General features: G+C 59.0%; 13 protein-coding genes and 1 tRNA gene. 8 read left to right on the top strand and 6 right to left on the bottom strand.

All coding sequences use genetic code 11. From position 1 onward, the window contains the following. Positions 1-10: 10 nt before the first annotated feature. Positions 11-1201: a cystathionine beta-lyase gene (locus tag CO666_RS22695; protein ID WP_097614433.1), complete on the bottom strand. Its 1191-nt coding sequence runs from the start codon at positions 1199-1201 to the stop codon at positions 11-13. A gap of 361 nt (positions 1202-1562) precedes the next feature. Here CO666_RS22695 and CO666_RS22700 point away from each other — a divergent pair, with 361 nt between their 5' ends. From CO666_RS22700 to CO666_RS22715, 4 genes are all read left to right on the top strand, one after another. Next, positions 1563-2588 (top strand): amino acid ABC transporter substrate-binding protein, encoded by a 1026-nt coding sequence (locus CO666_RS22700; protein WP_097614434.1) that lies wholly within the window; start codon positions 1563-1565, stop codon positions 2586-2588. A 95-nt stretch (positions 2589-2683) separates the two neighbouring features. Next, entirely contained in the window at positions 2684-3886 is a 1203-nt protein-coding gene (locus CO666_RS22705; RefSeq protein WP_097614435.1) for an amino acid ABC transporter permease, read from the top strand. A gap of 1 nt (position 3887) precedes the next feature. Then, entirely contained in the window at positions 3888-5033 is a 1146-nt protein-coding gene (locus tag CO666_RS22710) for an amino acid ABC transporter permease (RefSeq protein WP_097614436.1), read from the top strand. Between the two features lie 15 nt (positions 5034-5048). Next, positions 5049-5822 (top strand): amino acid ABC transporter ATP-binding protein, encoded by a 774-nt coding sequence (locus CO666_RS22715; protein WP_085737131.1) that lies wholly within the window; start codon positions 5049-5051, stop codon positions 5820-5822. Between the two features lie 59 nt (positions 5823-5881). Here the strand turns inward: CO666_RS22715 and CO666_RS22720 are convergent, their stop codons facing one another. After that, entirely contained in the window at positions 5882-6532 is a 651-nt protein-coding gene (locus CO666_RS22720) for a hypothetical protein (RefSeq protein WP_097614489.1), read from the bottom strand. A gap of 499 nt (positions 6533-7031) precedes the next feature. Between CO666_RS22720 and CO666_RS22725 the strand changes: the two genes are divergently transcribed. The 3 genes from CO666_RS22725 to CO666_RS22735 all read left to right on the top strand — a co-directional run bounded on the left by CO666_RS22725 (position 7032) and on the right by CO666_RS22735 (position 9519). Continuing rightward, positions 7032-7478 carry a DUF3597 domain-containing protein gene (locus CO666_RS22725; RefSeq protein ID WP_097614437.1) on the top strand — a complete coding sequence of 149 codons (447 nt, stop codon included), beginning with the start codon at positions 7032-7034 and terminating at the stop codon, positions 7476-7478. Between the two features lie 193 nt (positions 7479-7671). After that, a complete protein-coding gene (locus tag CO666_RS22730; RefSeq protein WP_097614438.1) occupies positions 7672-7983 on the top strand; it encodes a hypothetical protein in 312 nt (103 codons plus the stop codon). Positions 7984-8283: 300 nt separating this feature from the next. Further along, positions 8284-9519 (top strand): RDD family protein, encoded by a 1236-nt coding sequence (locus CO666_RS22735; protein ID WP_097614439.1) that lies wholly within the window; start codon positions 8284-8286, stop codon positions 9517-9519. Positions 9520-9680: 161 nt separating this feature from the next. On the opposite strand, the gene CO666_RS22740 is transcribed toward CO666_RS22735, so the two are convergent. Then, entirely contained in the window at positions 9681-10289 is a 609-nt protein-coding gene (locus CO666_RS22740) for a shikimate kinase (protein ID WP_179869746.1), read from the bottom strand. Between the two features lie 479 nt (positions 10290-10768). Here CO666_RS22740 and CO666_RS22745 point away from each other — a divergent pair, with 479 nt between their 5' ends. Further along, on the top strand, positions 10769-12796 hold the full coding sequence (locus CO666_RS22745; protein ID WP_097614441.1) for a calcium-binding protein: 2028 nt from the start codon (positions 10769-10771) through the stop codon (positions 12794-12796). A gap of 229 nt (positions 12797-13025) precedes the next feature. Here CO666_RS22745 and CO666_RS22750 read toward each other — a convergent pair whose 3' ends face one another. From CO666_RS22750 to CO666_RS22760, 3 genes are all read right to left on the bottom strand, one after another. Beyond that, positions 13026-13601: a DEAD/DEAH box helicase family protein gene (locus tag CO666_RS22750; RefSeq protein ID WP_097614442.1), complete on the bottom strand. Its 576-nt coding sequence runs from the start codon at positions 13599-13601 to the stop codon at positions 13026-13028. Positions 13602-13760: 159 nt separating this feature from the next. Further along, positions 13761-13837, bottom strand: a tRNA-Arg gene (locus tag CO666_RS22755). A gap of 57 nt (positions 13838-13894) precedes the next feature. Continuing rightward, complete coding sequence (locus CO666_RS22760) at positions 13895-14200, bottom strand: ETC complex I subunit (protein ID WP_097614443.1); 306 nt, start codon at positions 14198-14200, stop codon at positions 13895-13897. Positions 14201-14312: the final 112 nt, after the last annotated feature.

Here is a 14312-nt window from a genome sequence, read left to right on the forward strand (position 1 = left end):
ACGGCTCCTATCAGACGGCGCTTGCGGCCGCAAAACCCCGTTCGATATCGGCTTTGAGGTCGGCCACATCCTCGATGCCGATTTGCAGGCGGATGACCGCACCATCCGTCGGCGCCTTGGCGACCTTGCGATCGTTGAGGTAGGCGTGCAAAGCGAGGCTTTCAAAGCCGCCCCAGGAATAGCCGAGACCGAAAATTCTGAGCGCATCGAGGAAGGCATGCGCCTTGGCTCTGGACTTCTCGGGACCATCGGCGGCCAGCACGAAGGAAAAGATGCCGCTGGCGCCCTTGAAATCGCGCTTCCAGAGATGGTGAGAGGGGAAACTCGGCAGCGCCGGATGCAGCACGCGGGCGACATCCTCCCTGCCCTCCAGCCATTCTGCGATATCAAGCGCGCTTTGATAATGTCGCTCGAGGCGCAGGCCCATGGTGCGCAAGCCGCGCAGGATCTGATAAGCGTCATCGGGTGCGCCGCAAATGCCGAGCACGCCATTCGCCTCCTTCAGTCGTTCCCAATGCTCGGCATTGGCCGACACCGTTCCGAGCAGGATATCGGAATGGCCGGACGGGTATTTCGTCGCCGCGTGGATGGAGATGTCGACGCCGTGATCGAGCGGCCTGAAATAGAGCGGCGTCGCCCAGGTATTGTCCATCATGACGATGGCGCCATGGCGGTGCGCCACTGCCGAGATCGCCGGAATATCCTGCATCTCGAAGGTGTTGGAGCCGGGAGCCTCGGTGTGGACGAGCTTGGTGTTCGGCCGGAACAGCGCCTCGATGCCGGCGCCGATCGCCGGGTCGTAATATTCCACCTCGACACCGAGGCGCTTCATCATCGTGTCGCAGAAATGGCGGGTCGGGCCATAGACCGAATCGACCACCAGCGCATGATCGCCGGCGGCGGAAAAACCCAGGAACGGAATGGTGACGGCCGCAAGGCCCGACGGCACGAGAATCGTGCCGGCCGAACCTTCAAGAGCGTCGATCGCCTCGCAGAGCGCATCCGTCGTCGGGGTGCCGCGCGTTCCGTAGGTATATTTCTGCGAGCGCGTCTCCATCGTCCGCGCATTCGGAAACAACACCGTCGAGGCATGCACGACCGGCGGATTGACGAAGCCGTGATAATCGAAAGGGTCGTTGCCGATATGGGTCAGGCGGGTATTGATCCCGGCATTCTGCAGCACGCTGTCTTTGTCTTTCATGTCGGAAATAGCCTTTTGGCGAAGGGGCGCGAAGGCAGACTTTTGGACGCCCCGCCGTTTCCGGTCAACCCTTGAAGTTCGGTCGCGGATAATGTCCCGGGACGATGAAATTTTCGATTTTCGCGTTATTTTTCCGCGATCAGACGCCTATTTCCTAGCCAATCGCCTCCGAATTCAGCGCAATCTGCCAAAATTCTGAATTTTGCCGCAATTATTGATGGCGACACTTGACCATAGTGACATTTGCGACTGAGATAGGCCCACTCGCGCCGGGAGGTTGTCGAGACATATGGGGGTGGCAGGTTTTTCCGCCGGAATCCTCACAAGAAAATATAAGACAACAGAAAAGGTTGGGAAAAAAATGAAGAACAAGCTTCTGTCCGCCGCTCTCGGCGCAGCAGTTTTGGCACTTGGCGCCTCGGCCGCCTCGGCCACTACTCTCGGAGACGTAAAGGCAAAGGGTTTCATTCAGTGCGGCGTCAATACCGGTCTCGCCGGTTTTGCCGCGCCTGACGCTTCCGGCAATTGGGCCGGCTTCGATGTCGATTTCTGCAAGGCTGTCGCTTCGGCTGTCTTCGGCGACCCCACCAAGGTGAAGTTCACCCCCCTCAGCGCCGCCAATCGCTTCCCGGCCCTTCAGTCCGGTGAAATCGACGTGCTCGCTCGCAATACGACCTGGTCGATCAATCGCGACACCGCTCTCGGCCTGAACTTCCGCTTCGTCAACTACTATGACGGTCAGGGCTTCATGGTTCGCAAGAGCCTGAACGTGAAGTCGGCGCTGGAACTCTCCGGCGCGTCCGTCTGCGTCCAGTCGGGCACGACCACCGAGCTCAACCTCGCCGACTACTTCAAGGCAAACAACCTTCAGTACAATCCGGTCGTCTTCGAAAAGCTGGACGAGGTCAATGCCGCCTATGATGCCGGCCGCTGCGACGTCTACACCACCGATCAGTCCGGCCTCTATTCGCTGCGTCTGACGCTGAAGAACCCGGACGAACATACGATCCTGCCGGAAATCATCTCCAAGGAGCCGCTCGCCCCGGCCGTTCGCCAGGGTGACGATCAGTGGTTCGATATCGTCAGCTGGGTTGGCTATGCCATGATCAATGCTGAAGAATTCGGCATCACCCAGGCGAATGTCGACGACATGAAGAACTCGCCGAACCCGGACATCAAGCGCTTCCTCGGCGTCGAGGCCGATACCAAGATCGGCACCGATCTCGGCCTGACCAACGACTGGGCTTACAACATCGTCAAGAACGTCGGCAATTACGGCGAAGTGTTCGAGCGCAATATCGGCCAGGGCAGCCCGCTCAAGATTGCTCGCGGCCTCAACGCCCTGTGGAACAAGGGCGGCATCCAGTACGCTCCGCCGGTTCGCTGAGCGGCATCACGCATGAAGCCGGAAAGGGGGGCAACCGCCTTTCCCCCTCCAATAAAAAAGCTCCGAAAAGGAGCGTAATGGGGAATTGGCCAAGCATGACGCATCAGGCTGTGGATTCAACACGTGTATCCAGGAGCGGCTGGAGCTTCCAGTCCGCCCTCTACGACCCGACAATTCGGGGCATTTTCTTCCAAATTCTTACCATCGTATTGCTGGTTGCCTTCGTATGGTGGGTGGCGCACAACACGGCCGTCAATCTGGCGCGCGCCAACATCGCATCCGGTTTCGGTTTTCTGAACGGCCGCGCCGGCTTCGAGGTCGGTCAGTCGCTGATCGCCTATTCCAGCGATTCGACCTACGGCCGCGCGCTGCTGGTCGGCTTTCTGAATACGATCCTGATCGCCGTGACCGGCATCATCACCGCCACCATCATCGGCTTCATCGTCGGCATTGGCCGCCTGTCGCGCAACTGGCTGATTGCCAAGCTGTGCACGGTTTATGTCGAAGTCTTCCGCAACATCCCGCCGCTGCTTGTGATCTTCTTCTGGTATTCGGGCGTTCTGGCGGTTCTGCCGAATGCGCGCGAGTCGCTGCATCTGCCGCTCGGATCCTATCTGAACAATCGCGGCCTTTCCTTCCCCAAGCCGATTTTCGGTGAAGGTTTCTGGCTCGTCGGCATCGCCTTCGTCATCGCCATCATCGCCGTCTTTGCGACGGCCCGATGGGCGCATCGCCGGCAGGCGGCGACAGGTAAGCCGTTTCACACGATCTGGGCTTCGATCGGCCTGCTGATCGGCCTGCCGCTTGCAGCCTTCCTGCTCGCCGGCGCTCCGCTTTCCTTCGATTATCCAATCGCGGGCAAATTCAACCTCACCGGCGGCTCCGTCGTCGGGCCCGAGTTCATGTCGCTCTTCCTGGCGCTTTCCTTCTATACCGCCGCCTTCATCGCCGAGATCGTGCGCGCGGGCATTCGCGGCGTGCCGAAGGGACAGACGGAAGCTGCCGCCGCCCTTGGGCTCCACCCCTCGTCGATCACCCGTCTGGTCGTCATTCCGCAAGCCTTCCGCATCATCATTCCACCGCTGAGCAGCCAGTATCTCAATCTGACCAAGAACTCGTCGCTGGCGATCGCCATCGGTTTTGCCGATCTCGTCGCTGTCGGCAGCACGACGCTGAACCAGACCGGTCAGTCCGTCGAGGTGATCCTCATCTGGATGGTCATCTACCTCAGCCTCAGCATCGTGACCTCGCTGTTCATGAACTGGTTCAATGCCAAGATGGCGCTGGTGGAGAGATAAGATGAGCAACAGTTTCGTCAGAACCGCCATACTGGCGCCCGAGCCGCCCCCCTTGGGAGAAAAAGGCGCGGTCGCCTGGCTTCGCCGTAACCTGCTTGCAACGCCGAAGGACATCGTGCTTACCACCCTGGCGCTGGTCTTTCTCGCCTGGGCGTTGTTCCACGCGATCGACTGGCTCTTCGTGCAGGCCGTCTGGAGCGGTCCGGACCGCACGTTCTGCGCCACGACAGTTCAGGGCGGCATCCAGCCGGACGGCTGGAGCGGCGCCTGCTGGGCCTTCATCAACGCAAAATTCGACCAGATCATCTACGGGGGCTACCCCCCCGACGAGCGCTGGCGCCCGACGCTGGTCGGCATTCTCTTCGTACTCCTGCTCGTGCCGATGCTCATTCCTTCGGCACCACGCAAGGGCCTGAATGCCATCCTGCTTTTCGGCGCGCTGCCGATCATTTCCATCGTTCTGCTTTACGGCGGATTTGGCCTCGAAATCGTCGAGACCCCCCGCTGGGGCGGGCTGATGGTGACGCTGGTGCTATCCTTCGTCGGCATTGCGGTCTCCTTCCCGCTCGGCATTGTCCTGGCGCTCGGCAGGCGTTCGCACATGCCCGTTATCCGCACGATCTGCGTCATCTTCATCGAAGTCGTCCGTGGTGTGCCGCTGATCACGGTGCTCTTCATGGCGAGCGTCATGCTGCCGCTGTTCCTGCCCGCAGGCTGGACGGTGGACAAGCTGCTGCGCGCGATCGTCGGCGTATCGATCTTCGCCTCCGCCTATATGGCCGAGGTCATTCGCGGCGGTCTGCAGGCGATCCCGAAGGGGCAATTCGAGGGCGCCGATTCCCTCGGCCTCGGCTACTGGCAGAAGATGCGGCTGATCATACTGCCGCAGGCGATCAAGCTGGTGATCCCCGGTATCGTCAACACCTGCATCGGCATGTTCAAGGATACCTCACTGGTGTCGATCATCAGCATGTACGACTTGCTCGGCATCGTTCGTTTCCTCTTCACCGATCCGAACTGGGCAAGCGCGGTCACACCGCTGACGGGATTGATTTTCGCCGGCTTCGCCTTCTGGCTTTTCTGCTTCGGCATGTCGCGCTATTCAGCATTCATTGAACGTCACCTCGACACCGGCTACAAACGATAAAAAGGGGTCCCCCAAATGGCAGAAGCTCAAACAAAAAAGATGGCCGTGTCGGCGACCGAGGTCGCCATTGAGATCATCAACATGAACAAGTGGTACGGCGATTTCCACGTGCTGCGCGACATCAACCTGAAGGTCATGCGCGGCGAGCGCATCGTCATTGCCGGTCCGTCGGGTTCGGGCAAATCGACGATGATCCGCTGCATCAACCGCCTGGAAGAACATCAGAAGGGCAAGATCATCGTCGATGGCACCGAGCTCACCAACGATCTGAAGAAGATCGACGAGGTCAGGCGCGAAGTCGGCATGGTGTTCCAGCACTTCAACCTCTTCCCGCACCTGACGATCCTCGAAAACTGCACGCTGGCGCCGATCTGGGTGCGCAAGATGCCGAAGAAGCAGGCGGAAGAAATCGCCATGCACTTCCTGAAGCGCGTCAAGATTCCGGAACAGGCGAACAAATATCCGGGCCAGCTTTCCGGCGGCCAGCAGCAGCGCGTGGCGATCGCCCGGTCGCTGTGCATGAACCCGAAAATCATGCTGTTCGATGAGCCGACCTCGGCGCTCGATCCTGAAATGATCAAGGAAGTGCTCGACACCATGGTGGGTCTTGCCGAGGAAGGCATGACCATGCTCTGCGTCACCCACGAAATGGGCTTTGCCCGCCAGGTCGCCAACCGCGTCATCTTCATGGACCAGGGCCAGATCGTCGAGCAGAATTCGCCGGCCGAATTCTTCGACAATCCGCAGCACGAACGCACCAAGCTGTTCCTCAGCCAGATCCTGCATTGAGGAACTGAAAGCGTCTTAAAGGACCCGCCGCGCCTTCCGGTTCGGCGGGTCTTTCACGTTCAGCGGGGTGCTGACGCCTGCAGCAGACTGCAGAGACCGGCAAGACCGGAGTCGGAGGCGCCCGAGGCCGCGATATCCGCGCAGCGGACAAGCATCTTGCGCTGCTCATTCACGGGTCTTGCGCGGAAGTCATCCAGGATACGGGCCTGCGATGCGCTGAAGGCACCCTTAGCTGCGGACCTGTTGCTGCCGCCTGCCCCGTCCGCTCGGCCGATGGCGAGATCGGCATCGACACCGCTGCCGCGTCTGACCGAGGCCGTGGCGTCGGTATCAAGCCCATCGGAACCGCCGATGCGTGCGTTGAGATCGGCATCGACGCCGCGCCCGCCACCGAGCCTGGCATTGGCGTTGGCGTCCAGACCATTGCGGCCGCCGACGCCGGCGTTGACATCTGCATCGACGACCCGGCCGCCGCCGGCGTTGGCGCTCGCATCGGCGTTGACGCCGCTCGAACCGCCGACGGAAGCATTGGCATCGGCGCTGATGCCGCTGCCGCCGCCAAGGGATGCCCCGACATCGGCGCTAACGGCGTTGCCGGCATTCACCGATACGCCGACATCGATGGCGCGTGCATCGCTTGCCGGCATGGCAAGCAGGGCGCAGGTGGATGCAAGCACCGTCAGGGATAGTCTTTTGTGACTATGGTTCATGTTTTCCTCCGTTTCCATTCGCCGGACGCTCTGCCCGGCAGTCGAAAATCGAGGAACGCGCGTGCCTTCGATCATCTGGATCTCCTGCAACCTGCAGGGCGTCCACGGCAAAGCAACGTGAAGGCATGAGGAATGTTTCGCAATACGGCACGGCAAGTCGGCTTAGTGGCGCACAATGATCCTTCACGGTTATCGAAATACGAATTTCCAACCAGACTGCGCCAAAAATGAACATATCCGGCAGCAGCCGGAGCGCTGGCCCGAGTATATCCTCCCAACAACGTCAAAATCTTCAGACCCGCCAAGCAAAGCCCGGTTCTCGATACGATTGCCGGCGGTTGATCCATTGAGAGCGTTGTCGCGCAGATCGCCTGTATCTTGCTTCGAACCGGATTCCACCAGTAATTGAGACCGCCAAAAATAGCCCCCTTCCGCCTGGATATATCAGACGGGAATTCCATGTTTCAGCATGTTCTCATCTGATGGAGGAGGTTCAAGAATGGGCATTTTCGACAAGATCAAACATGCAATCTTCGGAGAAGCGAAAGCGGCCGAACCCGTGACAGCCAGCGCGCCAAAGACGCAACCCGCCCAGGCTCCTGCCTCGCCGTCGGCATCGCCCAGTCCGGCGCCTGCGGCCTCTCCCGCTCAGAGCAAGCCGGCTGCCGCCCCAGCCACAGCCACAGCCACAGTGGATATTGTTCCCATCCTGGATGCGGCCGTAAAAAAGAGCGGCCAGAAACTCGATTGGCGCCACTCGATCGTCGACTTGATGAAAGCCGTTGGAATGGATGCCAGCATGGCTGAGCGCAAGGAACTTGCCGCCGAGCTCGGCTATACCGGCGACGGCGGCGATTCCGCCAAAATGAATATGTGGCTGCACAAGGCATTGATGAAGCGGCTTTCGGAGAATGGCGGCAAAGTCCCGGCCGATCTCATGGATTGATCCCTCGCCTGATCAACAACCGATAGCTGCCGCCACTTTGCGGCGGCTATCCGGCCGCCGGCACTTCTCGATAGTGGCTTATTCACGGAAGCTCGGCAATCCCGAGACCACGAGTCCCCTTGCCCACAGGCACTGGAACTAATAACATTCCGCTTGATTACTTCGATAATCGATCAGGGGAGAATTAAATCCAATGCGATTGATGGCGGTCGTCGGCGTTACACTTGGTTTGGGCTGTATTTCGGCTGCGGAATCTCCTTCAAACTATCAATCCTACAGCGGCGTTCGGGTCGATACCGACCCGGTCCTTCTGGCTCGCTACGACAAAGCGCTCCGCTGGTGCGGACCGGAGGCAGGCTCTTGGCAACGCGGCTCGCAGGATTCACGCAGCCTGCGCTATAACGCGGCGCTGAGAAGTTGCCTCTCCAGGCACAGCTTCATCGACAGAGGCGTCTACGCCTACCCTATCCCCGAAGTTTACTTCGAGCATTTTCTGGATCGCTGAGACAGGCCGAACGGCGCCGATCCGCCGTAGACGGTCGAAGTCAAAAAACAGAAACCCTGCCGTATTGGCGGGGCGTATCGGTTCAGCGAGTTTCTTGAATCGAGCCGTGGCCGGAGCAGCAGGCAGACCACAAGCCTCACCTCACGGTCGAGACTGCATGAACTTTCATATCATCCCTAACTTACGATCCGGCAAGACCGTTCTTTACCATGGACGGACAAATCTCGCCCATTGGCATAGCGCTACAACTTTACGTTCAATTTCTCCCCTGCTAACTGTTCTTTGTTATTGGGGGGAATCATGACTGTTTGGCACTTTGAAGAGGGGCAGGATCGCAAGGGTCCAATAAGCGAAGACAAGCTGCACGACCTGATAAAAACCGGTCGGATTTCACACAGTACTCTGTTATGGCGGCAGGGAATGGACGATTGGCAGCCAGCCGGTGAAATGCCGACGATAGCCGCCGCGTTTGTCGTCCCACCTCCCCTTCCGATCACACATTCCATGTCTGGGCCATGTCAGCCGCAGGAAGGAACGCCGCCATCTCTGGAAACGCAGCAACCGTCTAAGTCGCGTCCTTGGCCTCGCTTTTGGGCCAGATTTATTGACACTCTGATTTTCACACCACTTCTTAGTCTTGCCATTGGACTATCAACTGCAGTTTACGCGCCTCATCTCTATATTCAGCTCGCGGAGATGAATGAGGGACTCCTCGGCGTTCTGCTGCTTCCCCTTGTTAATCTGTTGCTCGCCCTCATCATGATTGCTACCGGATCCACTCCTGGAAAGGCCATCGTCGGCGTCCGAGTGCCGGTGCCAGCAAGCAAGAGCCGTCTTGCCTTCTTTTTGGCGAGAGAAATGAAGGTGTGGGCAGCCGGATTAGGACTCGGCATTCCGTTCGTCGCTCTGTTTACCCAAATCCGGCAATATCGGCTCATAGCGGCAGGCAACACTGCCAGCTATGACGAGGGCAATCCCAATATCTTAGCGGATCCGTCCAATTTGCGGCTGGTGGCAGGATTAGCGGTGGTGGCAGCCTTGTTCACGGGCACCGTCTACCTCCGGGTGGAAAGCAAGAATGCTGTAAACGATGTCTACGCCAAACAGACTTGGATCAATCCGGTCACGCAACTGACAGCCCAGATCGGGCGCACGTGGCACGGCGAAGAGATGAAGACGAACAGCGGCCGTGTCTTTTACTTCGCCTCGCAGAGCCTTCTGGCGGAGGCGATCGTCGGATACGAACAGTTTGGCTTCGACGGCATCGACAAATTAGCATACGCGAATGGCATCAAGGGGGTGATCGCCTCGGATATTCGCATCAATTCCGAATGGGCACCCCTATCTGTACAAGGCATTCCAGCCCTTCGAGCGACCGGTAATGCGGTAAAAGCCGATGACACACACGTGGAAGTCACGATAGCGGTCGTGGGCCGCAACGCGTGGCGAATGCTTATCTTTTCGCGCGGACGTCCGGTTGAGCAACTACCGGAGAAAGATAACTTCGTCGAAGCTATATTCGGGACGGCGAATTGATGACATCGCGTCAGCGTGCGTTGCCGCAGTATAAACCGCGCAAACATGCGGGCAACCTATAACGAGGATCGCGTGTCGGCTTGCAGGGGCGGAACTTGCAAGCTGGCATCAGTCGTTCTGCACGAGGTCGTCATTGAGATCCCCGCAGCGGCGTCAGGATATCAGGTGCAGACAGGCTGCGTGGACTGAGCCCTGGTTGGCGGAGACACGGCAACAGACCGAATGACAGCGTCCGCAACATCGGCGGGACGCTCCATGGAGGCCACCAAGGCGTTCCCCTCCTTGAGATAGATGGGAAAGCGCTCCCTGAACTTTCGATCTTCCGTCGCGTGTTGAAGCCCGAACCCTCGCTTCAATTGGCGTTCGACAACCACCGCGGTCGCGACCTCGATGTCCAAAGACGGCAGCAAGACGATGCCATAGCCGGTGGACACCAATCTCCGAGCCTCGTCATAGTCATAGGTACCCGCTTGTGCCGCCAGGAATCCGGATGGCGTGACGAAAATACGCGGCGCCGGATTGGTCATCACCAGATGTTTCGCGAGCGCCAGGTTTTCCGCGCGGTAACGCTCATAACCGTGGGAAGCAATGTAGGTTCCGATTGTCTCCAGGCGCTCGCAGAACTCCAGATCGAGGTCGACGAGCCCCCAACCGAGCTTTTCTGCGAGCTGTCGGCCGAGCGTCGATTTTCCGACGCCGCCCGGTCCCAGCAGAAAAATAGTCTCGTATGGCCGCCACGGCCTGCGAACCTCGATCTGCGTTTTTGCCATCGACCGCATCCTCAAAATACCGCCGGTCCAACCACCAGCAATAGCTTGTCAGAACGACTCACTTTCCCGCTTTTCCATTCCGACAGTGCCAATTCGTGGGGAAAAACTGCCCAAAATTGCCAAATTCAGAAAAAAATGTCGATTCCGCCTTTGACGGAAGAAATCCCGTTACGCTCACTAAATTTTTCTAATGTTTTCAACGAGCGCGTATCGCTATAGTTGTAGAAAGAATATTTCGCGGCGTACGAGACATATATATTGTCCTAATTTGGGCGACTCGAAATTCACCAAATATTTCAAAAAGTAACTTCGGACACATTTGGATAATGTGGCAGCAATATGGCTATGATTCTCAAGCACTTACTGTCGCGTTGCTGTTGCGCCTTCCGGAAGCTCGTCCTATAACCCGCCGCGGTAACGGCTGATTAACTAAAATTAGTGATTGGTAAAGAACAACGCTAAAGTTGAGGAACAAGATTATGACGACTTACTACGTAGCGACGACCGGCAGCAGCGGTGGCAACGGCAGTGCCTCGTCTCCTTTTCGCACGATCAGCGAGGCAATGGCGTCGAACCTTAAGCCCGGTGACGAGGTCGTGGTGAAGCCGGGGACCTACAACGAGAGCATCAACATCGACAAGGACGGCTCGGCGGCAGCCGACATCACGCTACGCTCGGAAGTGCCCGGCGCAGCATTGATCCGCCCGCCCGCGGGCTCGTACACCGGGATCAGCGTCAACGCCAACTACGTGACCATCGACGGTTTCGACATCAAGGGCGGCAACGGTGACGGCATCGAAGCGAACAACGTCCATCACGTTTCAGTTCTCAATAACAAGGTCCACGACAGCGGCGAGTCGGGCATTCAGTTCAACTATTCGGACTTCGTCAAGGTCATAGGCAACGAGACCTACAACAACGCGTCGACGGGCTGGTACTCGGGCATCTCGCTCTACGAGAACCGGAACATCACAGGCGATACCTCGACGACCGGCTACCGGAATATCGTCCAAAACAACATCTCGCACGACAACGTCACCAAGACGGGTGCGCACACCGATGGCAACGGCATCATCATCGACGATTTCCAGAGCACGCAAACGAGCGGTCATCCGAACTACACGTTCAAGACCCTGGTCGACAACAACCTCGTCTACGAGAACGGCGGCAAAGGCATCCAAGTTGCCTGGAGCGACTCCATCACGGTGACGAACAACACCGCATACCACAACAATCAGGACCCGCTGAACGACGGCACCTGGCGCGGCGAACTCAGCAACGCGCAGTCGAGCAACAACACCTGGGCCAACAACATCGCCGTCGCGGACCCGTCGGTGAACAAGAACAACACTGCGGTCGATAACACGTCGTACGGCGGCTATACCAACGCCAACGTCGTCTGGGCCAACAACAACACCTACAACGGCACGGCCGGCCAGGCCTCGGTCAGGACCGACGGCGGCAACGCTATGCCGAGCACGGCGAACGGCAACAAGCTGGGCATCGACCCGCATTTCGTGGGGGCAGCGAGCGGCGACTTCCACCTCGCCTCGGGCTCGGCAGCGATCGACGGCGGAACCGCCAAGTACGGCCTCGGCTCGGTCGATCTGGACGACCACGCTCGCGTCGTTGGAACTGTCGATATGGGTGCCTACGAATCGGGCTCCAGCTCGACCCCGACAACGCCGACAACCCCAACCACACCGACCACCCCGACAACCCCGACCACACCGACAACCCCAACCACGCCCACGCAACCGACAACGCCAACCACGCCGACAAAGGAATTCATCGGCACCAGCGGCAACGACATCATGCCGCACACCGGTCAGTCCAACGGTGGCAATGAAACCTTCAAGGGTCTCGGTGGTAATGACGTGTTGAAGGGCGGCGCTGGCGCGGACGTGCTCGACGGCGGCACCGGCAACGACACTGCCACCTATGCAGGCTCCGACGCGGTCAACGTCAACTTGGCGACCGGGGCAGCATCGGGCGGCCAGGCGGCCGGTGACAAGATCGCCGGCATCGAAAACTTGACCGGCTCAAGCTACAACGACGTACTGACCGGCGGCAATAACGGCGGCAACGTTCTCACGGGCGGGGCTGGCGCGGACAAGCTGGATGGCGGTGCCGGCAACGATTTCCTCATTGGTGGTGCCGGGAAGGACATTATGACCGGCGGCATCGGCGAGGATACGTTTATCTTGAAGGCACCGACGGAAACCGGGTCCGGCTCGAACCGCGACGTCATCACCGACTTCCAGCACGGCGTCGATAAGATCGACTTGTCGGCGATCGATGCGAATGGCTCTGCGGCGGGCGATGGAACCTTCCATTTCCAGGCACAGGAGAATGCCTTGTTCGACCACAAGGCTGGCGCGCTCGCCTGGCACTATGAGGACGATCATACCGTTATCCAGGCCGACACGAACGGCGACGGCGTGCATGACTTCGAGATTCAGCTGCAGGGCCACGTCCACCTGGGGGCAGGCGATTTTCTCCTGTAACTGTCCCCGTTGTGGCGGTCGTCCGATCGCCACAACACGCGGGCCGCAAAAATCGGCTACTTCGGCGCGCGGATGAGGGAACCCCATCCGCGCGCTGCGATTTTTCGACGGGCGTCAGCCGGCCTTTCGGGCCGGCTTTGCGTAAGCCGATAGCTTGTCAGAACGCCTCACCTCCCGCCGTCAGGCGTATCGACGATCGTAGCGGGAATAGAGTCAACTCCGACGAATTTCAGGCTGACAGGTCGCCAAGAACCTTCAGAATATGATCCCGGATCGCTGTGGCCGTTTTTTCCGGTGGCACGGAAGTGACGTCGAGGACCAATGTGTTTGGGTGGCGTGGATCGAAAACCCCTGCCCTCCGGCTGCGATCTCTCGAGGCTGCCACGTCCGTGGATTTCAACCTTTCGCGCCGCCCGGGGCTCGAAACCCTGCGAGCCAGTTCCTCTTCATCACACAGCAACCGCACCGGCACCAGAACGGCGTCGCAGGCTTCGGCAGCACTGACGATCTGCTGAAAGGTACGAAGGCTCCGCTCGTCACCTTCGAGACCGGCATGGGTGAAAATGAAATTGGCGGACGGTGCGTAAGCGGTGATTGCATCAAGGACGGTTTGCCGAATTCGACCTGTGAACTCCCATATTCCCTTTGGAAGCGACGCCGTTCCATCCTCGTCCAGCAGGCGCAGGATCGGGTTGTTGATCCAGTGGTTGTCGACAATCTTTGCCGAAACCATCGCGCTCAACTCTTTCGCGACGGTCAACTTTCCAACGCCCGGGAAGCCTATGAGCACGATGCGTACACCCATCTTTCGCGACACCTATTCAGTTCTCGATGGTCATCTCGCCCGAAGAGTTAATGGGCGTTCCTGTCGGATGGTCGGTTCACGGCCAGCAGCGTCGTTCTCGCGGAAGCCGCTCCCGCCTCGTTGGCGAACGGCATGCAGCATGGATGGACACTTGAAAAATGGCGACCCCTGCAGGAATCGAACCTGCGACAACCTGCTTAGAAGGCAGGTGCTCTATCCAGCTGAGCTAAGGGGCCGTCCGGCGGTCGCGTTCAGGGAGCGCGACCGGATGCGGCAGTTCTGAACGAGAAATCTCAATGCGTCCAGGGCTGCGTGCGGGTATAGCGGAAATTATCCGGATAGGCGACAACCTGACGGGCCGGATCCTTCGGCGCGATGACGCGGTATTCGATGCCATTGCGCTGGGCATAGGCTTCGGCCAGTTCCTGCGTTTCGAAGGTGAGCTTCACCTGCTGGCGCGTATCACCGGAAGAGGTGTAGCCCATCATCGGATCGATCTTGCGCGGCGACTCCTGATCGAATTCGAGCACCCAGAGATGGGTCTTGGCCTTGCCGGACTGCATGGCGGTCTTGGCTGGACGATAGATCTTGGCAGACATGACTGCGGCGTCTCCGACTATGCGGGCAGCGCCCGCCTTTCATGGTCTCGATCCCCGTTGCCGGGGCTTTGCTTCGTCGCTGAGATAGCACGAAGAGATGAATTTTGCTTAT

This window comes from Rhizobium chutanense, from assembly GCF_002531935.1.
GTDB lineage: Bacteria > Pseudomonadota > Alphaproteobacteria > Rhizobiales > Rhizobiaceae > Rhizobium > Rhizobium chutanense.